The sequence below is a fragment of the Blastomonas sp. CCH1-A6 genome (assembly GCF_001556365.1).
GTDB classification, from domain to species: Bacteria; Pseudomonadota; Alphaproteobacteria; order Sphingomonadales; family Sphingomonadaceae; genus Blastomonas; species Blastomonas ursincola.
Map to the genome: position 1 here is coordinate 13944 of NZ_LSIS01000258.1, position 25381 is coordinate 39324.

Annotated in this window: 23 protein-coding genes; 8 read left to right on the top strand and 15 right to left on the bottom strand. The window is 64.1% G+C overall.

Annotation, left to right across the window (positions count from 1 at the left end; all coding sequences use genetic code 11):
* Positions 1 to 72 precede the first annotated feature (72 nt).
* Positions 73 to 915 carry an AAA family ATPase gene (locus AX735_RS12385; RefSeq protein WP_060977003.1) on the top strand — a complete coding sequence of 281 codons (843 nt, stop codon included), beginning with the start codon at positions 73 to 75 and terminating at the stop codon, positions 913 to 915.
* A gap of 14 nt (positions 916 to 929) precedes the next feature.
* Here the strand turns inward: AX735_RS12385 and AX735_RS12390 are convergent, their stop codons facing one another.
* Positions 930 to 2021: an energy transducer TonB gene (locus AX735_RS12390; RefSeq protein WP_082751069.1), complete on the bottom strand. Its 1092-nt coding sequence runs from the start codon at positions 2019 to 2021 to the stop codon at positions 930 to 932.
* A 102-nt stretch (positions 2022 to 2123) separates the two neighbouring features.
* Entirely contained in the window at positions 2124 to 3524 is a 1401-nt protein-coding gene (locus AX735_RS12395) for a methyl-accepting chemotaxis protein (RefSeq protein WP_066280529.1), read from the bottom strand.
* 151 nt (positions 3525 to 3675) lie between these two features.
* Here AX735_RS12395 and AX735_RS12400 point away from each other — a divergent pair, with 151 nt between their 5' ends.
* The gene (locus tag AX735_RS12400; RefSeq protein WP_066280532.1) at positions 3676 to 4863 is read left to right on the top strand and encodes a vWA domain-containing protein; all 1188 of its coding nucleotides are present in this window, start codon (positions 3676 to 3678) and stop codon (positions 4861 to 4863) included.
* An 18-nt stretch (positions 4864 to 4881) separates the two neighbouring features.
* On the opposite strand, the gene pip is transcribed toward AX735_RS12400, so the two are convergent.
* From pip to AX735_RS12415, 3 genes are all read right to left on the bottom strand, one after another.
* Positions 4882 to 5829, bottom strand: a complete 948-nt coding sequence (pip, locus tag AX735_RS12405) for a prolyl aminopeptidase (RefSeq protein WP_082751070.1) — start codon at positions 5827 to 5829, stop codon at positions 4882 to 4884.
* A gap of 14 nt (positions 5830 to 5843) precedes the next feature.
* Entirely contained in the window at positions 5844 to 6182 is a 339-nt protein-coding gene (locus tag AX735_RS12410) for a hypothetical protein (RefSeq protein ID WP_137775513.1), read from the bottom strand.
* A 101-nt stretch (positions 6183 to 6283) separates the two neighbouring features.
* Positions 6284 to 7570, bottom strand: a complete 1287-nt coding sequence (locus tag AX735_RS12415; protein WP_066280539.1) for a Xaa-Pro dipeptidase — start codon at positions 7568 to 7570, stop codon at positions 6284 to 6286.
* A 149-nt stretch (positions 7571 to 7719) separates the two neighbouring features.
* Here AX735_RS12415 and AX735_RS12420 point away from each other — a divergent pair, with 149 nt between their 5' ends.
* Entirely contained in the window at positions 7720 to 8490 is a 771-nt protein-coding gene (locus AX735_RS12420; RefSeq protein WP_066280544.1) for a helix-turn-helix domain-containing protein, read from the top strand.
* A 72-nt stretch (positions 8491 to 8562) separates the two neighbouring features.
* Positions 8563 to 9966 carry a serine hydrolase domain-containing protein gene (locus tag AX735_RS12425; protein ID WP_231750105.1) on the top strand — a complete coding sequence of 468 codons (1404 nt, stop codon included), beginning with the start codon at positions 8563 to 8565 and terminating at the stop codon, positions 9964 to 9966.
* 199 nt (positions 9967 to 10165) lie between these two features.
* Here the strand turns inward: AX735_RS12425 and AX735_RS25170 are convergent, their stop codons facing one another.
* A complete protein-coding gene (locus AX735_RS25170; RefSeq protein WP_137775512.1) occupies positions 10166 to 10696 on the bottom strand; it encodes a hypothetical protein in 531 nt (176 codons plus the stop codon).
* A gap of 261 nt (positions 10697 to 10957) precedes the next feature.
* Complete coding sequence (locus AX735_RS12430; protein WP_066280549.1) at positions 10958 to 11386, bottom strand: Rrf2 family transcriptional regulator; 429 nt, start codon at positions 11384 to 11386, stop codon at positions 10958 to 10960.
* 93 nt (positions 11387 to 11479) lie between these two features.
* On the opposite strand from AX735_RS12430, the gene AX735_RS12435 reads away from it, so the two are divergent.
* Positions 11480 to 11926, top strand: a complete 447-nt coding sequence (locus tag AX735_RS12435) for a globin domain-containing protein (RefSeq protein WP_066280624.1) — start codon at positions 11480 to 11482, stop codon at positions 11924 to 11926.
* A gap of 36 nt (positions 11927 to 11962) precedes the next feature.
* Here the strand turns inward: AX735_RS12435 and lpdA are convergent, their stop codons facing one another.
* From lpdA to AX735_RS12450, 3 genes are all read right to left on the bottom strand, one after another.
* Positions 11963 to 13357, bottom strand: a complete 1395-nt coding sequence (gene lpdA / locus AX735_RS12440) for a dihydrolipoyl dehydrogenase (RefSeq protein WP_066280552.1) — start codon at positions 13355 to 13357, stop codon at positions 11963 to 11965.
* A gap of 23 nt (positions 13358 to 13380) precedes the next feature.
* On the bottom strand, positions 13381 to 13821 hold the full coding sequence (locus AX735_RS12445; protein WP_066280555.1) for a hypothetical protein: 441 nt from the start codon (positions 13819 to 13821) through the stop codon (positions 13381 to 13383).
* A gap of 79 nt (positions 13822 to 13900) precedes the next feature.
* Positions 13901 to 15190, bottom strand: a complete 1290-nt coding sequence (locus AX735_RS12450) for a pyruvate dehydrogenase complex dihydrolipoamide acetyltransferase (RefSeq protein ID WP_066280558.1) — start codon at positions 15188 to 15190, stop codon at positions 13901 to 13903.
* A 131-nt stretch (positions 15191 to 15321) separates the two neighbouring features.
* Here AX735_RS12450 and AX735_RS12455 point away from each other — a divergent pair, with 131 nt between their 5' ends.
* On the top strand, positions 15322 to 15777 hold the full coding sequence (locus AX735_RS12455) for a universal stress protein (RefSeq protein WP_023838999.1): 456 nt from the start codon (positions 15322 to 15324) through the stop codon (positions 15775 to 15777).
* Between the two features lie 6 nt (positions 15778 to 15783).
* On the opposite strand, the gene rnr is transcribed toward AX735_RS12455, so the two are convergent.
* From rnr to phaR, 3 genes are all read right to left on the bottom strand, one after another.
* Positions 15784 to 18033, bottom strand: coding sequence for a ribonuclease R (rnr, locus tag AX735_RS12460; RefSeq protein ID WP_082751071.1), 2250 nt, complete (start codon positions 18031 to 18033; stop codon positions 15784 to 15786).
* A gap of 58 nt (positions 18034 to 18091) precedes the next feature.
* On the bottom strand, positions 18092 to 19624 hold the full coding sequence (gene proS / locus AX735_RS12465) for a proline--tRNA ligase (RefSeq protein WP_066280560.1): 1533 nt from the start codon (positions 19622 to 19624) through the stop codon (positions 18092 to 18094).
* A gap of 95 nt (positions 19625 to 19719) precedes the next feature.
* A complete protein-coding gene (phaR, locus tag AX735_RS12470) occupies positions 19720 to 20295 on the bottom strand; it encodes a polyhydroxyalkanoate synthesis repressor PhaR (protein ID WP_066280563.1) in 576 nt (191 codons plus the stop codon).
* Positions 20296 to 20518: 223 nt separating this feature from the next.
* Here phaR and AX735_RS12475 point away from each other — a divergent pair, with 223 nt between their 5' ends.
* Together AX735_RS12475 and AX735_RS12480 are read left to right on the top strand one after the other, a co-directional pair.
* On the top strand, positions 20519 to 21403 hold the full coding sequence (locus AX735_RS12475) for an alpha/beta fold hydrolase (RefSeq protein WP_066280566.1): 885 nt from the start codon (positions 20519 to 20521) through the stop codon (positions 21401 to 21403).
* A gap of 42 nt (positions 21404 to 21445) precedes the next feature.
* Positions 21446 to 22618 carry an acetyl-CoA C-acetyltransferase gene (locus tag AX735_RS12480; RefSeq protein ID WP_066280569.1) on the top strand — a complete coding sequence of 391 codons (1173 nt, stop codon included), beginning with the start codon at positions 21446 to 21448 and terminating at the stop codon, positions 22616 to 22618.
* 106 nt (positions 22619 to 22724) lie between these two features.
* Here AX735_RS12480 and alr read toward each other — a convergent pair whose 3' ends face one another.
* A complete protein-coding gene (gene alr, locus AX735_RS12485; RefSeq protein ID WP_066280627.1) occupies positions 22725 to 23750 on the bottom strand; it encodes an alanine racemase in 1026 nt (341 codons plus the stop codon).
* A 22-nt stretch (positions 23751 to 23772) separates the two neighbouring features.
* Positions 23773 to 25362: an MFS transporter gene (locus AX735_RS12490; protein WP_066280571.1), complete on the bottom strand. Its 1590-nt coding sequence runs from the start codon at positions 25360 to 25362 to the stop codon at positions 23773 to 23775.
* Between the last annotated feature and the right edge of the window lie 19 nt (positions 25363 to 25381).

A 25381-nucleotide genomic window follows, 5' to 3' on the forward strand; every position in this document is an offset into this window, starting at 1 on the left:
GCGGCTTGCCAAGCCCGCGCAAGCCCCTTATCGCTTAAACGCACAGTTAATAGCGGCAGGAAGGCGAGGCTCATGCGTTTTGAAGGCACCAGCGACTATGTTGCAACCGACGACCTCAAGGTAGCGGTCAATGCCGCGGTTGCGCTGCGCCGCCCATTGCTGGTCAAGGGCGAGCCCGGCACCGGCAAGACCGTGCTGGCACACCAGATCGCGGCAGCTGCCAATGCCCCGCTGATCGAATGGAATATCAAGTCGACCACCAAGGCGCAGCAGGGCCTGTACGAATATGACGCGGTCGCCCGCCTGCGCGACGGCCAGCTGGGCGACGAGCGCGTCCACGACATCGCCAACTATATCAAGAAGGGCAAGCTGTGGGAGGCTTTCACCTCGCCCCAGCTGCCGGTGCTGCTGATCGATGAGATCGACAAGGCCGATATCGAGTTCCCCAACGACCTGCTGCAGGAACTCGATCGGATGGAATTCTACGTCTACGAGACCAAGGAACTGGTGAAGGCGCAGGAGCGTCCGATCGTCGTCATCACCTCGAACAACGAGAAGGAACTGCCCGACGCGTTCCTGCGCCGCTGCTTCTTCCACTATATCAAGTTCCCCGATCGCGAGACGATGCAGGCGATCATCGACGTGCACTTCCCCGGCATCCAGAAGATCCTGGTGCAGAAGGCGCTCGAGATCTTCTACGACGTGCGCGAGGTGCCCGGCCTCAAGAAGAAGCCCTCGACCAGCGAGCTGCTCGACTGGCTGAAGCTGCTGCTGCACGAGGACATGCCGCTCGAGGTGCTGCAGTCGCGCGACCCCAGCAAGGCGATCCCGCCGCTGCACGGCGCGCTGCTCAAGAACGAGCAGGACGTAATGCTGTTCGAACGCCTCGCCTTCATGGCGCGCCGCAACAGCTGATCTTCGGACCTTTGTCAGGGTGCGGTTTCGGCCTTGTCCGGTTCCATCGCGAACCGCACCCGTTCGACGCAGCCGACTGCGCCTGTCCCTGCCTTCACTCGCGCAGACCGCAACACCACCGTCGCCTGGGTCCCGAAATCTGCGCTCGGCTGGCTGGCCTTGACCTGTACATTGTTGATTTCACCCCAGGGGGCGACATCATAGGTCACCACCGCCCATCCCTCGATAGCCCGGCGACGATAGGGCTCGGGAAAGCGCAAAACAGGCGGGGTTGCCCAATCGCGACGTTCCGGACAGGTAGCACCGGCAGGCCGGAACGCGTCCTCTTCTGGTGCCGGTGGCGCAGGCAGCGTGCCGGCGGAGCGCCAGTAAGAGAATCGGCACCCCGTAAACGCTCCCGACCAGTATCGCGTCTCGGCTGTTGCAGCCCGGCTGGCCTCATCGAGCGCAGCATTGCCCGAACTGGCAAGCGTCTCGATATTGATCGATGCTCCATCCTGTCCGACGTCATAGCCAACCATCGACCAGTCCCGGACGCCAGGCTCCGCAGGGATCGCGCGAAAATTCGGAAATGCCCGGTTGCGCAGGCCCGCCACCGAGTCGCCCTTGCATGTTCCGGTTTCATAAATACGTTTCCAGGCCTCGGGAGGTAGAGGACCGGAGACCGGATTGGCAGCATATGCCATCAGCGCCGATAGCGGCGCATCATCGATCGCCGTCAGTTGAGGCGAATAGACGATCGTGCAGCCCGTTTTCGCCTGGCCCGGCCTGAACCGGGTGGCGGCCAGCGCCGGTCCCAGATCATCCGCTATGCCAAAGGGGATCGCCGCATCCCCCTTGCGAATGGCCAGGGGCCTACCATTGGCGTCTATGTCGAATGTAAAACTGACAGGCGCGTACTTTGCGCTGTTGGGGTAGACCCTCTGCAGCCAGGGTCGCTCGATCCGAACGACACTCGCAGCCGTGCCGCCGCAATTCACATCCCCTGGCGTCCACGATAGCAGCGATGCGGCAGCGGGAGCAGGTGACGGCGCAATCACGATCGGCGGTGGCGGCACCGCGACGGCAGATGGCAAGGGCAAGGCGAGCGCGAAAAGTCTGATCATGCCCGGAAGGGTGCCACGCCCGACGTTGATTGACGAGCGTTCTCATGCGTCCGGCCGCGTAGAATGCGGCGAGATGAAACCGCTCTGGCGGCAGTTCATGGTTCAGCGGATATAAGCCAGCTCGAAATTGCCCCAGTAGCGGCCCTTGATCCACAGCGGCACGAAGATGTTGCGCAGGATGCAGCCGTCGCTGGCGGTCGGCTCGAAGCGATAGACCGCAGCATAATAGCGGTCGTGCTTGTGCGCGATGGCGCCCATGGTGGTATGGTCGAGGACGATCATCCGGTTGCGGCAATGTGCGGCGTCATGCTGGTGATCGCCGGTCGGCTGATGCGAACGCTCGCTGATATGGGTCGGCAGATAGCCGTCCTCGTTCGATATCACCGCACCATAGGCATGGTTGTCCTGGCCCCAGAAGCGGTCGAGAATCGGGCGGATGCGTGCGTCGGCAAAGTCGTTGAACCGGTTGTCGAAACGGTTCAGGCCAGGTTCGCCGCGCGGGCGATAATCGCGGTCGAAGACATCCGCCTCGGTGATCTGACCTCCATCGATCGCTGCCTCGATAAGGTCCCTGATCTCGTCGCAGGTCGAGACCGCCAGTTCGACAAAGGGATTGTCGCGGTGCGACAGCCCGGTGTGGAGCAGCTGGTTGAAGACGACATTGGACAGCCCTTCGAGCGCATTGCTCTGGCTGAGCGCATCGTCGAGCTGGTTGCTGCACCCGGCGACATCTTCCATGAAGACGAACAGATTGTCGCACAGTTCGCCCGTATCGGATCGAACGCCGGTGCTAGAATCGGCGATCGCATCCGCCTTTGCAGCGACTTCGCGCATCATGTTGCCGGCCTGGCGGATGGTGACGTCGATCGTTTCCAGGTGCCGCTGCGCGCTGCGGCTCTGCTCGACACCCCGTTCGACCTGCGCCATGAAATGCCCGGCCTCGGTGCTGAGCGAATGCATCGTCCCGGCGATCCGGTCCGTGACCTGGCGGGTGTCCTGCGCCAGCTTCTTCACCTCGGCAGCGACGACGGCGAAGGTCGCGCCGGCGGCGCCAGCGCGTTCGGCCTCGATCGCGGCGTTGAGCGCGAGCATGTTGGTCGAGCGCGCGATCGCATCGATCGTCCGGCTGGCCAGGATCACGTCGTCCATCGCATGGGCAAAGCGCTTGACGTCTTCCCCGAGGCCCTGGATCAGCGAGATCAGATCGTGCAGCTCGAGCGCCGAGACCTGCATGGTATCGGAACCCTCGGCAAGGTTGCGATAAGCCGCCTTGCTCATTTCGCGCGCGCTTGTGGTCGCGACGACCACCTGCTCCTGCTCCTGTGCCAGGTTGCGCGCGATCTGTTCGAGATAGGATCGCTTTTCGCCGAGCAGGGCCATGCGATCGCGAACCGCCGTGACGATCCCGCCGACCCGCGATGCACCAATAACCGATTCGCCGCAGCTTTCCGCCATTTGCTGGAGGGCATCGCTGTCTGGCGGAATAATGCGATGCTGCTCCATCAGGGACCTTTGCACTGGCGTGATGGCATGACGTAACGGCTTATGGTTAAGGCCGGGTAAAACGAGCGCCGTGACGCTTCGCGCTTGCCAGACGAGCTGACTGCAGGCATCGTTCAAGGCTGACGGAAACGTAAAGCAGCAGGGACCCGCGATGTTCTTTTCTTTCATGGACGAATTGCGCAGCGCCGGCATATCGGTGTCGCTCAAGGAACATCTCATCCTGCTCGAAGCGCTCCATGCGCAGGTCATCGAACAGAGCCCGGAGGAATTCTATTATCTCTCTCGCGCGACGCTGGTGAAGGACGAAGGCCTGCTCGACCGGTTCGACCAGGTCTTTGCCAAGGTGTTCAAGGGCCTGGAGATGACCTTCCAGGGCAATGACAGCGCCACCATTCCCGAGGATTGGCTGAAGGCGGTGGCCGAGAAGTTCCTCTCCGAAGAGGAGATGGAGAAGATCAAGTCGCTCGGGTCCTGGGAAGAGATCATGGAGACGCTGAAGAAGCGGCTCGAGGAGCAGGAAAAGCGCCACCAGGGCGGCAACAAGTGGATCGGCACCGGCGGCACCAGCCCGTTCGGCAATGCGGGCTACAATCCCGAAGGCGTGCGCATCGGCGGCGAAAGCAAGCACAAGCGCGCGATCAAGGTCTGGGAGAAGCGCGAATACCAGAACCTCGATTCGACCCGTCAGCTGGGCACCCGCAACATCAAGGTGGCGCTGCGCCGCCTGCGCCGTTTCGCGCGCGAAGGTTCGGCGGACGAGCTCGATATCGACGGCACCATCGACGGCACCGCGCGCCAGGGCTGGCTCGACATCCGCATGCGGCCCGAGCGGCACAATGCGGTCAAGCTGCTGCTGTTCCTCGATGTCGGCGGATCGATGGACCCGTTCATCAAGCTGTGCGAGGAACTGTTCTCGGCCGCGACGACCGAGTTCAAGAATCTGGAATTCTTCTATTTCCACAACTGCCTGTATGAAGGCGTGTGGAAGGACAACCGCCGCCGCTTTACCGAGCGGACCAACACCTGGGACATCCTGCACAAATACGGGCATGACTATAAGGTGATCTTTGTCGGCGATGCCTCGATGAGCCCGTACGAGATCAGCCATCCGGGGGGATCGGTCGAGCATTTCAACGACGAGGCCGGCGCGGTGTGGATGCAGCGCGTGATCAACACCTATCCCGCCGCCGCATGGCTCAATCCGGTGCCCGAGAACCAGTGGGGCTATTCGCAATCGGTGCGGATGATCAAGGACCTGATGAAGGACCGCATGTATCCGCTCACGCTCGAAGGGCTGGACGATGCGATGCGCGAGCTGGTGCGCAAGCACGGCAACTGAGCAGGCGCGGGCGCGCGATCAGACCTTGCCCGCGTAACGATCGGTCGCTGCAATCAGCTGGTCGAGGATGCCGGGCTCCGAATAGGCATGCCCGGCCCCTTCGATCAGGTGGAAATCCATGTGCGGCAATGCCTTGTGCAGCGCCCAGGCATAATGGGCCGGGCACGGCATGTCGTAGCGGCCATGCACGATCGTCCCCGGGATACCGCTCAACCTCGATGCATTGCGCAACAGCTGCTCGGGCTCGAGCCAGCAGCCATTGACGAAATAGTGGGTCTCGATCCGCGCGAAGGCGAGCGCATAATGCCCGTCGTCATGCTGCTCGGTAAGCCTCGGATCGGGAAGCAGCGTGACCGTCTCCCCCTCGTACAGGCTCCAGGCTCGTGCGGCCAGGACCTGCAGCTCCGGATCGTCACCGGTGAGTCTGCGGTGATAGGCTGCGAGCATATCGTCACGCTCGTCCTCGGGAATCAGCGCCGTGAACCGTTCCCACTTGTCCGGGAACATCTGCGAGACACCGAACTGGTAGAACCAGTCGAGCTCGGGCTTGGTGCACATATAGATTCCGCGCAGCACGAGCTGCGAAACGCGGCTGGAGTGCGTCTGCGCATAGGCGAGCGCCAGCGTCGATCCCCAGGACCCGCCGAACACCAGCCAGTCGGGAGCGCCCACCATCTCGCGCAGCCGCTCGATATCGGCGACGAGGTGCCAGGTGGTATTGGCATGCAGCGCGGCATGGGGCGTCGAACGCCCGCACCCGCGCTGGTCGAAAAGCAGCACATCGTAAAGCGCTGGATCGAACAGCCGCCGATGGTCGGGCGAGCAACCGCCGCCCGGACCGCCGTGGAGGAACACCGCAGGCTTGGCGCCTGGCGTGCCGACCCGCTCCCAATAGACCTGGTGGCCGTCACCTGTATCCAGCAGGCCGCTGGCATAGGGCTCGATCGGCGGGTAGAGCGTCCGCACCGGGCGCAGAGCCCTTACTGCTTGCCGTGCCGGGTGTTGCTCGCGAGATAATCGCCGTAGCTGCCGACATAGCTGTCGATGATCATCTGCGTCTCTTCATTGGCATAGCTTTCGGCCTCAGCCTTCTTGCCGCCATATTGCATCTCGGCCTTGACCATCAGGTCGATCAGCTTGGTCTTTTCCGCAGAGCAGGCCGATGCCGATTCCTTGGTGAAATCGGACTGCGCCTTTTTCGCGTCCAGGCTCTCGTTGGTGAACTTGGTCAGGCAGTCGTTGAACTCCTTGCGGGCGGTATCGACCGGATCCGCAGCAGCCATGGTCATTGCCATGGCGATCATCGCAGTGAGACTCATGCTCTTCTCCCCAGAAAGCAGATTGTGCGCAGCAATTAGCACTCCGCCTGCCCGCGCGAAAGCGGATTTGCGCCAATGTTGCGGCAATTTACCGCATAAATTCAGCGAATCCGAACGCCGCCCTGGACGACCGCATCGACGCTTTCCAGCTCGCGCACATTGGCAAGCGGATCGCCATCGACCGCAACAATATCAGCGAAGCGGCCTACGGCAATCGCGCCGACATCCTGCGATTTGCCGAGCGCCTCGGCGGCATTGAGCGTGGCTGCACGGATGGCCTCGAGCGGCGTCATGCCATATTCGACCATGACCTTGAACTGCCCCCCGGCGGTGGCGTGCGGCATCACGCCGGCATCGCTGCCGAACACCATCTTCACGCCCGCGCGGTGCGCCTTGCGGAAATTGTCGCGCTGGATCTGAGCCACTTCACGGTCCTTGCGCAGATTGTCCTCGAGCACGCCGTTCTTCGCGCCCTCGGCCTGGGTATAGTCGGTGTTGAAGATATCCATCGAGAACCAGACCGGCTGCTTGCGTTCGGCCGCAAGACGGATGCCCTCGTCATCGACCAGGCTGGCATGCTCGATCGTGTCGATCCCGGCGCGGATCGCCGCCTTGATGCCCGCGGCACCATGTGCATGCGCCGCGACGCGAAGGCCCCATTGATGCGCCTCGTCGGCAATCGCGCGCAGTTCCTCTTCGGACAGCTGCTGCTGGCCCGGTTCGGTATTGCGCGAGAACACGCCGCCTGTGGCGCAAACCTTGATCACCTCGGCGCCATATTTGCGCTGCTCGCGCACCTTTTGGCGCAGTTCGACCGGACCATCTCCCACCGCAGGCGATTTGGCCGCAAACGAAGGCGGCAGATAGGTCTGGTCGCAATGCCCGCCGGTCGCGCCGAGCGCATGCGCCGCCGGCACGATGCGCGGCCCCACCGCCCAGCCCTCGCCGATCGCCTGCTTGAGCGCGACATCGTTATAGCCCTCGGACCCGACATTGCGCACGGTCGTAAAGCCTGCCTCGAGCATCGCGCGCGCATTGGCGGCAGCGACGAAGCTCCAGAAACGATCGGTGAACTGGAGGTTGTTATAGCCGCCATAGGTGGGCGAGCTGTCCAGATGCACATGCATGTCGATCAGTCCCGGCAGCAGAGTCTTGCCGGACAGGTCGATATGCTCGACGTCCGACCCCCAGCGTACCGTGCGCGCATCGGCGATCGACGTAATGCGGCCGTTCTCCACGAAGATCGCGGGATATTCGGTGACCTTGCCGGTGACGACGTCGACCATATTCGCCGCCGTGATCACCGAACGCTGCGGTGCTTCCTGCGCCGATACGGTGACAGCCGCCGCGGCCAGTGCCGCGACGATCGAGAGAACGGATTTCTTCATGTCAGACCCCCTTGCCGCGCGTTCGCGGCGTTGTTCGTTTCACACGATTACAAGGCCTTGAGTGACAGGCAAGCGAAACCCTCGGCCTTGCCCCTTCCACAAATTTTTTGGGGTGGCCGTGCCCTTGAGCGGGGCCTAGCATCGTGGCCATGGATACGCCCCTGCCCGATCTGCCCTGGTCGTTGACCGAGAAGGAAAAGCAGACATTGCGGCTGATCGTCTGCGGCCATGACGCCAAGTCGATCGCGCGCGAACTGAACCTTTCGGTGCACACGATCAACGAACGGTTGCGTGAAGCGCGGCGCAAGATGGCGGTCTCGAGCAGCCGCGAGGCAGCGCGCTTGCTGCACCAGGCCGAGGATGGCGCAGCGCCCCCAAAAAGGCTTGGGGACATGGTTATCGGGGAGGCGCTGCAAAGCACTTCGGGCGATCATGGTGCCGCGCCGCAGCCCGGCGCCGGTGCGCCACTGAGGCGCCGCCGCCTGATGATAGGAGCGCTTGCCATGACCCTGGCCCTTGGACTGATCGCCTTTGCCACGCTTCCCCTGATCACCGCCACCAGCGCCACCGCCGAGCCCGCTGGGCCGGTGGCCGACAAGCAGGTGGTCGATGCCGCGCGCCAGTTCCTCGCGCTCGTGGAGCAGAAGAAATGGGCGGAAAGCTATGCCGCCACCGGAAGCACCTTCCGCCAGCTCAACACGCTGCAGGTCTGGTCCGAGGTGTCCGAGCAGGTCCATGCTCGCTACGGCAAGGCGGTGTCGCGCACCCTGCTTGCCCATGACAACCTCCCTGCCCCGCCCTCAGGCTATGAGGTGGTCAAGTTCCGCACGGTCTATGCCAACAAGGCCGAGGCGGTGGAGACGGTGACACTGGATCGCGAGGATGGCAGGTGGGTCGTAGTGGGTATTACGGTCGGGTGACACCGCGCCATCCTGCCCCTTTGCCAGCAACCCAGCCCAACCGTCCCTGAAGGGGAATTCGCCTTGTTCAAGATGATCACGCCCATGCTGGCGGCCCTTGTGCTTGCCTCAAGCTCTTGTCCGATAGCGGCGCAGGACCTGCCACTGCATGCCTCAGCCCACCCCACGACATCTCTCGACGCTGCCTTCCATGCCTGGCTCACGGCCATCAACAGCGGCAATCGCGCCGAAATCCAGGCATTCTATCGTCAGCATGCCGATGACCCGAACCCGCTCTTCGCGCTCGAACAGGCAGAAGACAGCTGCGGCTTTGCAGTCGACCATTTCAAGGCCAAGACCTCGACCAGCATGGAGGTGCTGCTCCGCCAGAAATGCCTGCCCGGACTGCAAAGGCTGAAACTGGCTGTTGCGAATGCCGGCGATTCAAAGCTGAAGACCCTTGATCTGCGCCCCATGCCCCTGCCCGACAATGGAGCAATCCAGGCAACGCGGCTGGTTGCGGACCGGCTTGCCCAACGCGGCGAATTTGCTGGCGCGATCATCGTCGAGCGCGAGGGGAAAAGGCTATTCGCGGCCAGTTGGGGCGAGGTGCGGCCGGGGAGCGGCAGGGCCATCACATTGGACACGCCGATGCTGCTGGCCTCATCCGGCAAGATGTTCACTGCGGTCAGCATCCTGCAGCTTGTGGCGGCGGGCAAGGTGGAGCTGGATGCTCCCATCGGGCGCTATCTGACCGAATATCCCAATGCCGAAATGGCAAAGGTCACGATCCGGCAGCTTCTCAATCATCGCGGTGGCGCGGGAGATATCGGCATATTGGGCCGCGATGAGGGCGCAAACCGTGCGCGGGTCCGCACCCTGGCAGACATGATTGAGATCAACGGCGGGCGTCCCCCCGAGTTTCCGCCAGGGAGCAAGACCGAATATTCCAATTACGGTTTCATCTTGCTGGGAGCGGTGATCGAGCGCGTATCGGGAATGGCATATGCGGATTACGTGCAAGCCCATATCTTTGCACCCGCCGGGATGGCGCATAGCGGCTTTCCGGATCGCGACCATCTGGATGAGGTGCCGCTGGGCTTCACCCGCTATTTTGGCGAGCAGGAAGCGAAAGTGCCCAATACCGATACGCTCCCCTGGCGCGGATCGGCAGCGGGTGGAGGGGTTGCCAGCGCGAACGACGTGGCACGGTTCTTCGGGACACTCCCAACCGGCAAGCTGCTACCGCCCGAACTTTTCGAGTTGGCAACCATGGCGGGCGACACGCCGTGGTATGGCCTGGGCTTCGTCGTGAATTCCGGGCCGGAGGCGAGCTGGGGGCATGGCGGGACTGCCTATGGCATGGACGTGGCGGTTCATCATTACGCGACGATCGACACGACATTCATCTGCCTTGGGGCCAACGATATGGTGTGCAACCGGCTCATCTTCGCATGGTTCCTGCGCACTTTCCCGCCGGGCGACCAAGACGACTGAACTACAGCGACCGAAGCCACCGGATCATCATGTGCCTGCTATCACCCGGCGGGACAGGCGCGAGGTTCGCGCCGTCCGCCGGCTATGAGGTGGTCATGTTCTGCACCGTCCATGCCAACACGGCATAGGCCGGGGAGACGGTGGCGCTTGGCCGGGAGCACGGGCACCGGGTCGGTGTCACCGTGACCATCGGCCAGGCTCAGGCCAGCAGCCGCTGCCCCGCCCCCAGCCCGCGTGGAGCAGCCGATCGCGCCGCCAGAAAGCCGATCGACAGATGCGGCGGAGGCGACACCAGGGACGCATAATCGGAAGTTTCCGCAACCCTGGAATGGCTGTCCGGGAAAATGTCGCACAGCTTACCTTCAGGCCTCGGAGCCCAAGAGCTCTGGCATCGGGCACCAGTCTTCAGCAGAGGATTGGGTTTCCACTTTGCAGCGACCGAAGCGGGCGCCACATAGCCTGTCCTGCACCACGACTGCCATTTGGGGATCGAGACCTGAGCGACCGGCGTGCTTGCGGTTGACGGGAGCGGAAATTCCGGTGCCGGGTTGGGCACGAAAACCGGACGAGGCCTGTAGGAGACATGGGCCCAATCATGGCCATCATTATGGCGGGCGTAATTGGCCAGCGCCGCGATGCGCTCGGTAGCAGGGGCAACCGATTGCCACACCGTGAGCACTGCAAATATTACCACGCCGGCGAAGATCACCGTAAAAATAGCCGTACCCATGACACAGATGTCCTATTAGGAGACGGATAGCCTCCCAGCCACAACCCGTGACAGCCTGTTTATAACATTGTGCATAACCAGTTGTCCATAAAAATGGACACTCGATGTTATAAATGGTTTTTCTTGGTTTTTATTTTGCTGCCCGCCAATGATACCCGCAGCAGCAAATGGCGCACAGCTTCACATTTTATCGTTTTATCGCAGCAGTTTATCCGGAATAATGGCATAGGTCGCCAGCGGGGTGCGCCTCCACCCTGGTGCTCACTCAGCAGCTAGAACGCGCTGCGGCAAGCGCGAGGTCCGCGCCGCTATCGCCAGCGTCTGGCCGTCAAGCGTCCTGAGAAATGCTTGTGCGGCCTGGTGCAGCATGCCCGTCAGCCCGCAATGGCTCTGCAGGATGCAGCCGTCACAATCGGCGAGCTGGATGCATGGTTCTGTGAGCCGGACGACCTCGCCCAAGGTAATGTCCTCTGCCGCTCGACCGAGCCGGAAGCCGCCTGATCTGCCCCGCACCGTCGCCAGCAGCCCGGCCTGGGCCAGTTGGTTGACGACCTTCATCGCATTGTTCCGCGAAATGCCATGACCCGCCGCGACCTCGGCAATCGACAGCAGGCCACCACCGTCGCGATCCACCAGCGCCGCGTGGAGCAGGATGCGCAGGGCATAATCGGTATGCGCAGTCAGCCGCATCTCAGTTCACCTCAAAATACATGCATATTCATTGCATCATTTCTCGGCGCGCGTATAGATGCATCCATAACGCATCTTTCCGGGAGGATCATGATGGCCGAGCCGCTTACCCAGAACACCATCGCCATCGTCAAGAGCACCGCCCCACTGCTCAAGCAGCATGGGCTCGCGATCACCAGCCGCATGTACGAGCGCCTTTTCGTCAACGAGGAGGTAAAGCAGATGTTCGATCAGGCCGCACAGGAATCGGGCGAGCAGCCGCGGCGCCTTGCCGCTGCGATCCTCGGCTATGCCGAGAATGTCGACAAGTTGCAGAACCTCACCCCCGTCGTCCAGCGCATGGTCGCGCGGCATGTCGAGTGCGGCGTGAAAGCCGAGCATTACCCCTATGTCGCCGAAGCGCTGTTGCCCGCCATCCGCGACGTCATCGGTGAAGGCGCGACCGACGAGGTGCTGGCAGCCTGGGGCGAGGCCTATTGGTTCCTCGCCGACATCCTGATCGGCAAGGAAGCGGCATTGTACGAGGAAATCGCCGCCTGATGCGAAACGGGGCGGTTCGCGCCGCCCCGTCCCCGATCAGAAATGCAGCGCCCGACCATAGGCGCTCAGCACGCCTTCGTGCATCATCTCGCTCAGCGTCGGGTGCGCGAAGACGGTGTGGATCAGGTCTTCCTCGGTCGTCTCGAGCTGGCGCGCGATCACATAGCCCTGGATCAGCTCGGTGACTTCCGCGCCGATCATGTGCGCGCCGAGCAGCTCGCCGGTCTTGGCGTCGAACACGGTCTTGATGAAGCCCTCGGCTTCGCCCAGCGCGATCGCCTTGCCGTTGCCGATGAACGGGAAGTTGCCGACCTTGACCTCGTGCCCGGCCTCCTTGGCCTTGGCTTCGGTGAGGCCGACACTGGCCACCTGCGGGCGCGAATAGGTGCAGCCCGGAATGTTCCAGGTCTCGAACGGATGGGGGTTCTTGCCCGCGATATGCTCGACCGCGATGATGCCCTCATGGCTCGCCTTATGCGCCAGCCAGGGCGGGCCGGTGACATCGCCGATCGCGCGGATGCCCGGAACGTTGGTCTGGCCGAAGCCATCGACGACGATATGGCCGCGTTCGGTCTTCACGCCCAGCGCTTCAAGGCCGATATCCTCGGCATTGGGCACGATGCCGATCGCGACGATGGCGTGGCTGAAGCTGTGCTCCTCGCTCTTACCGTCCTTGGTCTTGATCTTCGCCTTCACGCCCTTTCCGTCGCTGGTCAGCGCCTCGACGCCCGCGCCGGTCAAGATGGTCATGCCCTGCTTCTTGAGCGCCTTTTCCATGAACGCGCTGACATCGGCATCCTCGACCGGCAGGATGCGGTCGAGCATTTCGACGATGGTCACTTCCGCGCCCATGTCGCTGTAGAAGCTGGCAAACTCGACGCCGATCGCGCCCGATCCGATCACCAGCAACTTGCTCGGCATTTCGGTCGGGGTCATCGCGTGACGATAGGTCCAGATCTTCTTGCCATCCGCCTTGGCGAACGGAAGGTCGCGCGCGCGCGCGCCGGTGGCGACAATGATCTCCTTGGCCTCCAGCTCGCGCACCTGGTCGCCCTGGGTCACGGTCATCTTGCCCTTACCGGTCAGCTTGCCGGTGCCTTCGACCACGGTGATCTTGTTCTTCTTCATCAGGCCTTTGACGCCCGCATTGAGCTGTCCCGAGACCGCGCGGCTGCGCGCGACGATCTTCTCGAGCTCGAAGCCGACCTTTTCGGCGGTCAGCCCGTAATTGCCGGCATGGCTCATGTAATGGAAGATTTCCGAGGTGCGCAGCAGCGCCTTGGTCGGAATGCAGCCCCAGTTGAGGCAGATGCCGCCCAGCCGCTCGCGCTCGACGATCGCGGTCTTGAGACCCAGCTGCGCCGCGCGGATCGCGGAAACATATCCGCCAGGGCCCGAGCCCAGCACGATGAGGTCGAAACTTTCAGCCATGAGCGGTCTCTTTCTTTCCGGTCTTAATGGGTCGATACGCCCGCAGGCGGGCCATCGGAGGGGGAGGAAGACAATTTGGCGCTGCGCTTCATCAGGTCGAGATTGCACAGCATCCAGACGATGCCCGCCGCGACGGCCGGCGCGTAAGCCAGTTCGGCATAGGCGACCACCTCGGTCAAGAACAGCACGAGCAGAAACCCGCTCTCCGCAGCAACGCCGATGAGCAGCGGCAGGCGCAGCCAGGTCGGCGCGCGGCTGCGATCAAGCGCATAGGCGACACCGGTCATGCACAGCAGCACGGCGAATACCATGATGAAGGTGTAATAGGCGTCCTCGGTGCCGACGAACATATCGCTAAGGTCCGCCGATCCCTCCTGGAACAGCGTGAACACGAACCGGCTCGCCAGCGTGGCGATGCAGGTGGGCAGCAGCAAGCGGCGGAAGAGGAAGGTGAGGATGGTCATAGAATCGCAGCACCCGCATCAATGCCCCTCTCCCGTAATGGGAGAGGGGCTATAAGGTCAGCCCCTGGCCCGGCTCAACTCAAGCCAGCATCCCCAGGGGGTTCTCGCACAGGTCCTTGAACGCCGCCATCAGCTGCGCGCCGTCGGCGCCGTCGATGGCGCGGTGGTCGAAGCTGCCGGTGGCGCTCATCACCGTGGCGATGCCGAGCGCGTCATCGACGATATACGGACGCTTTTCACCCGCGCCGATCGCCATGATCATGCCCTGGGGCGGGTTGATGACTGCCTCGAAATGCTTGATGCCGAACATGCCCATGTTCGACAGGCTGGCGGTACCGCCCTGATATTCGTGCGGCTGCAGCTTGCCGTCCTTGGCGCGGTTCGCCAGTTCCTTCATCTCGGTCGAGATCGCGCCCGCCGCCTTGGTTTCGGCCCCGACGATGATCGGGGTGATCAGGCCCGCTGGCGTGCTGACCGCCACCGAAATGTCGGCGCGCTGGTAGCTGATCAGCTGGTCGCCCGCGAAGGTGACGTTGCACTTGGGCACCTGGATCAGGCTCTTGGCGAGCGCCTTGATCAGCAGGTCGTTGACCGAGAGCTTCACGCCCTGCGCCTCGAGCGCCTTGTTGAGCTCGGCGCGAAGCTTGAGCAGCTTGTCGAGCTGCACATCGACGGTGAGATAGATGTGCGGGATCGTCTGCTTCGCTTCGGTCAGGCGGCGCGCAATCGTCTTGCGCATGTTCGAGAGCTTGCTCGCCTCGTGCGGAATGTCGGTGGTGAACGGCGCAGCCGCTGCCGCGGGGGCTGGCGTTGGGGCAGCAGCGGGCGCAGCCGCAGCCTGGGGTGCTGCGGCGCTCGCCTGGCCGGGCTTGGCGTCCTCGACATCGGCCTTGACGATACGGCCGCCGGGGCCGGTGCCCTTGATCGTCGCAAGATCGAGGCCCTTGGCGGCGGCGATGCGCTTGGCAAGCGGGCTCGCCTTGATGCGGTCGTCGCTCGACGATGCTGCAGCGGGGGCAGGAGCGGGCGCAGGTGCCGGAGCGGCCTTGGCCTCGGCAGCCGGAGCCGGTTCGGGTGCCGCCGCCGGCGCCGGAGCAGCGGCAGCGGGCGCATCGCCCACATCCTCGCCCTCGGCAGCGATGATCGCGATCACCTCGCCCACCTTCACATTGTCAGTTCCGGCGGGGATCAGGATCTTGGCGACCACGCCTTCGTCCACCGCTTCGAATTCCATGGTTGCCTTGTCGGTCTCGATCTCGGCCAGCAGGTCGCCGGAAGCAACGGTGTCGCCTTCCTTGACCAGCCATTTGGCGAGGGTGCCTTCCTCCATCGTCGGCGAGAGGGCGGGCATTTTCAGATTGATAGGCATTGGGTGTCTTTCCCCCGATTCAGTGACCGGCGCCGTTCTCGACGCTTCAAGCCGTAGGGTCAAGGGGGCAGACCCTTGCCACACCTATCATTTTGGCGCAGTCTGCCGCGCAGCAAACGGGGCAGCAAAAAATGCGGGTATATCTGGTCATCATGGATGAGACGAGCGAGGCGCTGACGGCGCTACGCTTTGCCTCCCGCCGCGCACAGCATACCGGCGGTCAGGTGCATATCCTGGCGCTCGTGCCCAAGCAGGATTTCGTTGCCTGGGGCGGCGTGCAGGCGACCATCGAGGACGAGGCGCGCAGCCGCGCCGAGGCCCTGGTCACCGATGCCGCCGGCACCCTGTTCGAAGACATGGGACAGCGCCCGATGATCACTGTGCGGATGGGCGATGCCACCAAGGAAATCCGCAATTACATGGCCAGTTGCCCGGACCTTGCCATGCTGGTGCTGGGCGCTGCCGCCACCGGCGCGCCGGGGCCCTTGATCACCCATTTCGCCGGAGCCGATGCCGGTGCCCTTCCCTGCCCCGTCACCATCGTGCCTGGCGGACTTTCCGACGAGGAAATCGACCGGATGTCCTGATCCGCCTCAGCGGCTCTGATGACGAATATTGGCGGGACGGCCGCGCCGCTTGATCGGCGGGCGACCGCCAGGGCGGTTGCCGGGGCCCTTGCTGCGTGGCGGCGGGCCGGGCATGTAATTGCCGCCCTCGGGCAGTTCGAACTTGATCGCCCCGGTCACCGGATCAGCCTCGGCCAGACGCAGTTCGAGCCGCTGCCCCACCGCATAGCGCTCGCCGCTGCTTTCGCCGGTCAATGTCTGCGACGCCTCGTCATACCAGAAGCGCTCCGCGCCCAGGGTCGACACGGGCACCAGCCCGTCGCCGCCGAATTCCTCGATCGTCGCGAAAAAGCCGAAGCTCTGCACGCCGGTGATGCGGACCTTGTGAATCTCGCCAACCTTGGTGGCGAGAAACGCGGCGACATACCGGTCCACCGTCTCGCGCTCGGCCTCCATCGCGCGGCGCTCGAACCCGCTGATCAGCTCGCAGATCCGGTCGAGCGAGGCGGCATCGTGCTCGGCCAGGCCGGTGATCGGCGGCAGATCGAGCTTCGGCGCGGGCGGCTGCTCGAGACCGTGCGCGTCGACCAGCGCGCGGTGCAGCAGCAGATCGGCATAGCGACGGATCGGGCTGGTGAAATGGCCGTAGGAGGCGAGCGACAGCCCGAAATGGCCCATGTTGCGCGGGCCGTAATAGGCCTGGGTCTGGCTGCGCAGCACCTGTTCCATCACCAGAGGCTTGACCGTATCGTCGGTGACCCTGGCCAGGATGCCGTTGAAGGTGGCGGGTCGCACGACCTGGCCCAGCGCGAAGCTGATATCGAACGTCGCGAGATAGTCCTTGAGCGCGACCAGCTTTTCGCGCGAAGGCGGTTCGTGGACGCGGTAGACCACCGGCGCCTTTTTCGCCTCGAGCGCCTTGGCTGCCGCGACATTGGCGGCGATCATGAAATCCTCGACCAGCCGGTGCGCATCGAGGCGTTCGCGGACGGCAACGCTGACGATGCGCCCGGCCTCGTCGAGCACGATCCGCCGTTCGGGCAGGTCGAGATCGAGCGGCTCGCGCGCCTCGCGCGCCATGAACAGCAGCTTCCAGCACGCCCAGAGCGGCTTGAGAACGGTGTCCTGCAGATCGTGCGGCTTCGCCCCATCGATCGCCGCCTGCGCGTCCTCATAGGCGATATTGGCCGCCAGCCGCACCAGCGCGCGGGTGAAGCGCCAGTTCCTGAGCTTCCCCGATGCGTCGATGACGAGGTGGCACACCATCGCGGCGCGGTCCTGCCCGGCTTTCAGCGAACACATGTCCGCCGACAGTATCTCGGGCAGCATCGGCACGACGCGGTCGGGGAAATAGACGCTGTTGCCGCGCTTGCGCGCCGCGCGGTCGATCGCGCCGCCGGGGCGGACATAATAGCTGACATCGGCAATCGCGACGATCGCGCGATAGCCGCCCGCATTAGCCGGGTCGTCGTCGGGGGTCGCCCAGATCGCATCGTCATGATCGCGCGCGTCGACCGGATCGATCGCGACGATCGGGATATGGCGCAGGTCCTCGCGGTGGTCGGCGGACAGCGGCAGCTTCGCCGCTCGCTCGGCCTCGTCGATGGCATCGGACGGAAAGTCGTGCGGAATGCCGTATTTATGGATCGCGATCAGGCTGAACGAGCGCGGCGCGAAGGGTTCGCCCAAGACCTCGGTGACCTTCGCGCTGATCCGGTCGCGCTGGCCGTGCTGCTCTGCGAGCACCAGCTGGCCCGGCTCGGCGTTGCACGGATCGGAGATCGGCACCATGCGGCGGATGCGCTTGTCGACGGGCTTGAGCCACAGCTTGCGCCCCTCACCCTTCTCGACCACGCCGAGCAGCTGCTCGCTCGCGCGCTGAAGCTTCTTCATCACGAAGGCGCGATAGCCGCTGCCCGCCTCTTCAGTGCGCGCGAGCACCCGGTCGCCGACAGCGAGCGCAGAGCGCCCGCGTTCGGACAGGCGCACGCGCGGCATCGGCACGCCTTCGGCCTGCCAATTGTCCGGTATCGCGATCAGATCTCGTCCGTCGGCCTCGATCACCTTGAGCACGGTGACCTTGGGCAGGCCGCCCATCTTGTGGAAGGCCCTGCCCTTGTCGCTGTCGATCAGGCCTTCATCGGCCATGTCCTTGAGCAGCGCCTTGAGCGCGATCTTCTCCGCGCCCTTGAGCCGGAAATGCTTGGCGATCTCGCGCTTGCCCGCCGCGTCCTGGCTCTCGCCGAGGAATTTCAGGATCTCGTCACGACTGGGCATGCCCGCCGCGGCGCGATCCGGCTTTCCCTTGCCTGAGCGAGCGCCCGCCACTCCGGGCTCAATAGGCCCGGGCGAGCAGAACGCGCTCGACCGCGGCACCGCCGGTGAAGAAGCAGGTCGCACCCTTTGGCGACGAACCCTCGGGCGTGTTGCGGATGGTGAGCTTCAGCGCCTTCAGCTGCTCGACCACCTTGTCCAGCGCCTCGCCGGTCGGGCGGCACCAGTCCACCGCGACCCAGCCGGGGTGCTTGCTGCCCTCGAAATGCGCCTTCAGGCCTTCGAGATCGGTCACGTCCTCGCGGATTTCGGCATCGAGCCGCGCCTTGGCCGAGCAGAACATCAGCGTCTGGATCTGGTCGAGCAGCGCCGGGGCCTGGCCGACGAACGATTCCCAGTGCATCGCCTGGTTGGCGAGCTTGCCGTCCTCGCCATAGAGCGAGTCGCGGCGCAGCATCGTCACCTGTTCGCCCGCGGCATCGCGGCCACCGATCTCGAGGATGATCGGTGCGCCCTTCTTGACCCAGCCCCAGCGCTTGGGACCGGCCTTGCCGGGCTTCTTGTCGATCAGCACGCGCAGCGGCTCGCCGAACGCCGAGGCATCGATCAACGCGTTGCGGATCTTGGTGCAATAGGCGAGCAGTGCCTCGTCCTCGGGCGTCTCGCGCAGCATCGGAACGATCACGATCTGGTGCGGCGCGATCTGCGGCGGAACCTTCAGGCCATCGTCGTCACCATGCGTCATGATCACCCCGCCGACCAGACGCGTCGATACACCCCAGCTGGTGGTGTGCGCGAACTGGAACTGCCCCTCGCGATCCTGGAAGCGGATGTTCTGCGCATGCGCGAAATTCTGGCCGAGATAGTGCGAGGTGCCGGCCTGCAGCGCCTTGCCGTCCTGCATCATCGCCTCGATCGAGTAGGTCGCGACCGCACCGGGAAAACGCTCATTCTCGGGCTTCTCGCCTGCGATCACCGGCATGGCGAGCGGGCCCTGTGCAAAATCGCGGTACATCTGCAGGATCGTCAGCGTCTCGCTCATCGCGTCCGTTTCGTTCTCGTGCGCGGTATGGCCTTCCTGCCAGAGGAATTCCGAGGTGCGCAGGAACATGCGGGTGCGCATTTCCCAGCGCACGACATTGGCCCATTGGTTGACCATGATCGGCAGGTCGCGCCAGCTCTGCAGCCAGCGCGAGAAGGCGGTGCCGATCACCGTTTCCGAGGTGGGGCGCACGACCAGCGGCTCTTCCAGCTTCGCCTCGGGATCGACGACCAGCGCGCCGTCCTCCATCTTCAGCCGATGGTGGGTGACGACCGCCATTTCCTTGGCAAAGCCTTCGACATGCTCGGCCTCCTTGGCGAAATAGCTCAAGGGGATGAACAGCGGGAAATAGCAGTTCTCGTGGCCCGATTCCTTGATTTTGCGGTCGAGCAGCATTTGGATGCGTTCCCAGATGCCATAGCCCCAGGGGCGCATGATCATGCAGCCGCGTACCCCCGATTCCTCGGCGAGATCGGCTTCCTGGATGACAGCCTGATACCAGGCGGCAAAATCTTCCTGCCGGGTGACGGGCAGTGCGTTCTTCTGGCTCACGTGAATTTCAGTCCTGCAATCAAGATAGGCCCGCGTGCCTAGGCTCTGCCGAGCCAACAGGCAATTGCCTGTTTCCGTTCCAGGCGGCCTAACGGTTATTTCTTGTCGACAAGATCGTCGATCTTGCGCTGCATGGCCGAAAGCTGGGCCTTGAGCGCGGCGATTTCGTCATCGGACGAGGCTGCGGCAGCTGGCTGGGCCGGGCTGGCCGGCTTGTCCTTGCGCGGGGTGAAGGCGCTGGATGCCGCTTCGAACATCGCCAGATTCTGCCGCGCGAGCTGCGCGAACGGGCTGTTCTTGATGCTGCCTTCCATCGCGCTCTGGAACTTCTCTTGGTTCTTGCGAAAGGCCTCCATCGAGGCTTCGAGATATTGTGGGATCATCGACTGCATCGAATTGCCGTACATCGAGATCAGCTCGCGCAGGAAGCCGACGGGCAGCATCTGCTGGCCGCTCGATTCCTCTTCCATGATGATCTGGGTCAGGATGTTATGGGTGATGTCGTCGCCGGTCTTGGCATCGACGACCTGGAAATCCTTGCCTTCGCGGGTCAGCTTGGCAAGGTAGTCCAGCGTGATATAGCTCGACGACCGGGTGTTGTAGAGACGACGGTTGGCGTATTTTTTGATGATGATGACATCATCCGAATCCGAGGTGCCAGACTTGGCCATGCGTGCATCTCCCGTTCAATCCCATGGGACTGTAGCACCGCAGCATAGTGCACTGCAACATGCACCCCGCCCTTTACCACTTTTCCTGGCACTGGCCCGCCAGCAGCTCGCTGATGATCCCCCGCGCCTGATCCAGCTTTTGCAGGCGCTTGACCTTTACGGACGCGCAGATCGCAGCTTTCTGCGCCAGCCTGGGACAGTCATGCTGCAGCACGGAAAGGCCATGTTGCGCAGTGCAGCAGGGTTAACGCTCGAACAGAGCGCAGCATCCCCGCAGATCGTGTTCGTACCCTCGCCCATCAACGCGCCGCACGTGCTCGACATGGATGCCGATTGCTCGCTGATGGGATGGCTCGGCCGCGAGGGCCTCTCGTCGGCGCTAGTCGACTGGGGCACGACCGCGCCCGCGCATCGCGATCACGATCTCGATCATCTCGCCACCCGGCTGCTGCTGCCGATGCTGCAGGCGATCGGCCGCCCGGTGCATCTGGTCGGCTATTGCCTCGGCGGCATGATCGCCATGGCGGTGGCATGCCATTTCCCGGTGCGCAGCCTGACCCTGATCGCAACGCCTTGGCATTTCAGCGGCTATCCGGCCAAGCGGCGCGAGGAGCTGACCGCGATGTGGCAGCATCACGGCCCGGCCTGCGAGGCGATGGGGCTGGTGCCGATGGAGGTGATGCAGCACGGCTTCTGGACGCTCTCGCCGGCCAAGCTGATGGAGAAATATCTCAAGTTCGGCGCGATGCCCGAAGACAGCGCCAGCGCGCGGCGTTTCGTTGCGGTGGAGGACTGGGCCAATGGCGGCGAGCCCCTGCCCTTCGCGCTCGGCGCGCAGCTGTTCGAGCAGCTCTATCGCGACGACCGCAGCGGCAGCGGCGATTGGATCGTCGACGGCATTCGCATCGGACCCGATGCCGTGCGCGGGCCGATCATGGAATTCGCCTCGGCCAGCGATGCCATCGTGCCGCTCGCCTGTTCGCCGGACGTGCCGGGCCGCGAGGTGCTGGCATCGGGCCATGTCGGCATGGTCATCGGCGGCAGCGCGCCGACCACGCTCTGGCCGATGCTCAGGCGGTGGATATTGTCACACGAAGCTTCTACATAACGAACACGATCCTTCCTCCCCAGCCATTGGAGAACGCCCATCATGTCGAGCATCGTCATTACCGCCGCCAAGCGCACGCCGGTCGGCAGTTTTCTCGGCGCCTATGCCGCAACGCCTGCACACGAGCTCGGCCGCATAGCGATCGAGGCGGCGCTGGCGCAATCGGGCCTGTCGCCTGACGAGGTGTCCGAAGTGATCCTGGGCCAGGTGCTCACCGCCGCCCAGGGCCAGAACCCGGCGCGCCAGGCCTCGCTCAACGCGGGCGTGCCCAAGGAAGTCCCCGCCTATGGCGTCAACCAGGTCTGCGGATCGGGCCTGCGCGCCGTTGCGCTCGGCTTCCAGTCGATCGCCAATGGCGATGCCGATGTCGTGATCGCGGGCGGACAGGAGAACATGTCGATGTCGCCGCACGCGCAGATGCTGCGTTCGGGCCAGAAGATGGGCGACATGAAGCTTGTCGACACGATGGTCTATGACGGGCTGACCGACGTGTTCAACCAGTATCACATGGGCATCACCGCCGAGAACCTGGCCGAGAAATACCAGATCAGCCGCGAGGCGCAGGACCGCTTTGCCGTCCGTTCGCAGAATCTCGCCGAAGCCGCGCGTGCCGAGGGCCGCTTTGCCGACGAGATCGCACCGGTGACGATCAAGGGCCGCAAGGGCGATACGATCGTCGATCAGGACGAGTATATCCGCGCCGGTGCGACCTATGACAGCGTCGCTGGCCTGAAGCCCGCGTTCAAGAAGGACGGCACCGTCACCGCAGCCAATGCCTCGGGTCTCAACGACGGCGCGGCGGCTCTGGTTCTGATGCGCGAGGAAGACGCGGCGAAGCGCGGCCTCACCCCGCTGGCGCGCATCGCGAGCTGGGCGTCGATGGGCGTCGATCCGTCGATCATGGGAATCGGCCCCGTTTCCGCGAGCCGCCGCGCGCTCGCCAAGGCGGGCTGGAAGGTCGAGGATCTCGATCTGATCGAATCGAACGAGGCGTTCGCGGCGCAGGCGCTGTCGGTGACGCAGGAAATGGGCTGGGACCCGGACAAGGTAAACGTCAATGGCGGCGCGATCGCCATCGGTCACCCCATCGGCGCCAGCGGCGCGCGCGTGCTGACCACGCTGCTTTACGAGATGGGCCGTCGCGACGCGAAAAAGGGCCTGGCGACGTTGTGCATTGGCGGCGGCATGGGCATCGCGCTGACGGTGGAGCGCTAAGCTGCCCGTCACCCCCGCGAAGGCGGGGGTCCCGCTTTTGCATTACCGCTGCAAGCAAGCGGGATTCCCGCGTTCGCGGCAATGACGAGCGATATGGTCCAGGCGCTCAATCCACCCAGATCCGGTCGAACCGTCGGCCGATCTGGGTGAGCCATTCATACTGGCTGATGCCCGTCACCGCCTGAACTTCGGGCAGGACGAGATCGGCGGCGATCCAGTCGCCTTCGCCGAGGTTGGGCGCGGCGGCGAGATCAATACACGTCAGGTCCATCGATACGCGGCCCAGGATCGGCAGGCGTGCATCGCCGTGCCGGAACGCGCCGATCGACGACAAGGCCCGCTTGAAACCATCGGCATAGCCGAGCGCCAGCGTCGCGATGCGCATGTCGTGCTCGGCGACAAAGGTCGCGCCATAGCCGATGCTGTCGCCCGCGCGGACATTGCGCACCTGCAGGATCCTGGTCTCCAGCCGCATCACCGGGCGGATCGGCTCGGCCAGCGCGTCGCACGGCACGCCGCCATAGAGCGCCAGCCCTGGCCGCGTGCAGTCGAAATGATAGTCTCTGCCCAACGCGATTCCGGCGCTGTTGGCGAAGCTGTAGCGCGCGGCCTGCACGCTCTGGCGTACCGTCTCGAAGCGCTGGAGCTGCGCGGCATTCTGTGCGCTGTCCTCGTCTGCCGAGGCAAGATGGCTCATGCACAGATCGACATCGAGCCCGGCACACAGGCCCGCGATATTCTCGCGCCAGTCGAGACCCAGACGGCTCATGCCGGTATCGATCATCACATGGCAGCGCCCGCCGCCCGCCTCGCGCCAGCGGGCGATCTGCTCGGCGCTGTTGAGCACCGGCACCGCAAACCCGACACGCGCCGCGGCCTGCTCGCCCGGCGCGATGCCGTGCAGAACGGCGAGCCGCGCCGGATCGACCCTTCCGGCCAATGCCTGTGCCTCACCCCAATGCGCGACGAAGAAATCGCGACATCCAGCCACCGACAGCCGCCGCACGACCTCGGCCGCGCCGAGGCCATAACCATCGGCCTTGACCGCCGCGCCCGCACTCGCGCTGCCGCTCAGCCGGTCGAGCGCGCGCCAATTGGCGACCAGCGCCCCGCCATCGAGCACCAGCCGCATGTTCGCCGACAGTTGAGCGGCCTCAGCCAATATCGTCCTGCCCCGAGGTTTCCGGCAGCCAGATCAGCGACACGGTGAACGCCATCACCACGACCGCGATCGTGTACCACAGCCCCGAATAGGCATCGCCGGTGCGCGCCACGATATATTGCGAGATATAGGGCAGGAAGCCGCCGAAATAGCCGGTGCCGATATGATAGGGGATCGACATCGAGGTATAACGGATCTTGGCGGGGAACAGCTCGACCATGATCGCCGCGACCTGGCCATAGGTCATCGCCGACAGCGCCACCATCAGCGCGACCGAGAGGATGATCAGCAAGGGCTGGCGCGAGGCCGGATCGGACTTGTCGGGATAGCCCGCCTTTTCCAGCGCGGCGACATAGGCCTTTTCGTCATAGCCGCGCACGACCGTGCCGCCGACGCTCAGCGCCACGGCATCACCATCGACCTTGGTGTAGCTGATGCCGCGCTTGCTGAGGAAATTGAGCGCCTTGCCGCACTCGGTGGTCTGCGTGCGCTGCAGCGCATTGAACGCGCATTCGGGCATGGCGAGCGTGACCGGCGAGGTCTTGGTCGCCTGCTCGAGCGCGGGGTTCGCCGCCTGCGCCATCAGGTGGAACAGCGGGAAGAGCAGCACCACGGTCAACCCATAGCCGATCAGCAGCAGACGCTTGCGCCCGACCCGGTCGGACAGCCAGCCAAAGAATACGTAGAGCGGCGCAGCCAGCGTGGCGCCGGCGGCCATGTAGAGCAGCGCATCCTCTTCGGCGACGCGCGCGGTGCCGGTGAGGAAATAGAGCGTGCCGAACTGCGAGGTGTAATAGATCACCGTCAGGCCGGCGGCGACGCCGAACAGCGCCACCATCACCCGCTTGATGTTGCCGGGATAGCGCAGGCTGTCCATGAACGGGTTCTTGGAGGTCGATCCGGCGGCCTTCATCGCCTGGAAGACCGGGCTCTCGGACAGCTTCATGCGGATATAGAGCGAGATCGCGAGCAGCAGGATCGAGATCAGGAACGGCACGCGCCAGCCCCAGGCGTTGAAATCCTCGGGCGTCATCAGCTTGCGCGTGGCCAGTACGCAGATCACCGCGAGCAGGAAGCCGCCCGCCACCGAGGCCTGGATCCAGCTGGTATATTGGCCGCGCTTGCCCGGCGGGGCATGTTCCGCGACATAGATCGCCGCGCCGCCATATTCGCCGCCCAGCGCCAGGCCCTGCAGGCATCGCAGCACCAGCAGCAGTGCCGCGGCCCAGACGCCTGCGGTGGCAAAGGTCGGCAGCAGACCGATTGAGGCAGTCGCGCCGCCCATCAGCGAGATGGTGACAAGGAAGGTGTACTTGCGCCCCACCTTGTCGCCGAGATAACCGAACAGCACCGCGCCCAGCGGTCGCACACCAAAGCCCGCGCCAAAGATCGCCAGCGAGGCGAGCGTGGCGGCGGTGGGATTGTCCGACGGGAAGAACAGCTGGCCGATCAGCGTCGCCAGGATCCCGTAGACGAAGAAGTCATACCATTCGAAAACCGTGCCGAGCGAGGATGCGACAATCACCAGCCGATCGCGGCTAGCGTCAAAATCCTGCCCGTCTGCTGCAGCCGTTGCGGCCATCCAGCACTCTCCCCATCCA

Bases quoted from the DNA above. Each gene is read 5' to 3' on its own strand.
- AX735_RS12425 (WP_231750105.1), top strand. From the start codon at position 8,563: ATGATCACGCCCATGCTGGCGGCCCTTGTGCTTGCCTCAAGCTCTTGT.
- AX735_RS12445 (WP_066280555.1), bottom strand. From the start codon at position 13,821: ATGACCATCCTCACCTTCCTCTTCCGCCGCTTGCTGCTGCCCACCTGC.
- AX735_RS12410 (WP_137775513.1), bottom strand. From the start codon at position 6,182: ATGAGTCTCACTGCGATGATCGCCATGGCAATGACCATGGCTGCTGCG.
- phaR (WP_066280563.1), bottom strand. From the start codon at position 20,295: ATGGCCAAGTCTGGCACCTCGGATTCGGATGATGTCATCATCATCAAA.
- AX735_RS12420 (WP_066280544.1), top strand. From the start codon at position 7,720: ATGGATACGCCCCTGCCCGATCTGCCCTGGTCGTTGACCGAGAAGGAA.
- AX735_RS12475 (WP_066280566.1), top strand. From the start codon at position 20,519: ATGTTGCGCAGTGCAGCAGGGTTAACGCTCGAACAGAGCGCAGCATCC.
- AX735_RS12480 (WP_066280569.1), top strand. From the start codon at position 21,446: ATGTCGAGCATCGTCATTACCGCCGCCAAGCGCACGCCGGTCGGCAGT.
- lpdA (WP_066280552.1), bottom strand. From the start codon at position 13,357: ATGGCTGAAAGTTTCGACCTCATCGTGCTGGGCTCGGGCCCTGGCGGA.
- alr (WP_066280627.1), bottom strand. From the start codon at position 23,750: ATGCGGCTGGTGCTCGATGGCGGGGCGCTGGTCGCCAATTGGCGCGCG.
- AX735_RS12450 (WP_066280558.1), bottom strand. From the start codon at position 15,190: ATGCCTATCAATCTGAAAATGCCCGCCCTCTCGCCGACGATGGAGGAA.
- AX735_RS12455 (WP_023838999.1), top strand. From the start codon at position 15,322: ATGCGGGTATATCTGGTCATCATGGATGAGACGAGCGAGGCGCTGACG.
- AX735_RS12395 (WP_066280529.1), bottom strand. From the start codon at position 3,524: ATGGAGCAGCATCGCATTATTCCGCCAGACAGCGATGCCCTCCAGCAA.
- AX735_RS12415 (WP_066280539.1), bottom strand. From the start codon at position 7,570: ATGAAGAAATCCGTTCTCTCGATCGTCGCGGCACTGGCCGCGGCGGCT.
- AX735_RS12490 (WP_066280571.1), bottom strand. From the start codon at position 25,362: ATGGCCGCAACGGCTGCAGCAGACGGGCAGGATTTTGACGCTAGCCGC.
- rnr (WP_082751071.1), bottom strand. From the start codon at position 18,033: ATGCCCAGTCGTGACGAGATCCTGAAATTCCTCGGCGAGAGCCAGGAC.
- AX735_RS25170 (WP_137775512.1), bottom strand. From the start codon at position 10,696: ATGGGTACGGCTATTTTTACGGTGATCTTCGCCGGCGTGGTAATATTT.
- AX735_RS12430 (WP_066280549.1), bottom strand. From the start codon at position 11,386: ATGCGGCTGACTGCGCATACCGATTATGCCCTGCGCATCCTGCTCCAC.
- AX735_RS12435 (WP_066280624.1), top strand. From the start codon at position 11,480: ATGGCCGAGCCGCTTACCCAGAACACCATCGCCATCGTCAAGAGCACC.
- AX735_RS12390 (WP_082751069.1), bottom strand. From the start codon at position 2,021: ATGATCAGACTTTTCGCGCTCGCCTTGCCCTTGCCATCTGCCGTCGCG.
- AX735_RS12385 (WP_060977003.1), top strand. From the start codon at position 73: ATGCGTTTTGAAGGCACCAGCGACTATGTTGCAACCGACGACCTCAAG.
- AX735_RS12400 (WP_066280532.1), top strand. From the start codon at position 3,676: ATGTTCTTTTCTTTCATGGACGAATTGCGCAGCGCCGGCATATCGGTG.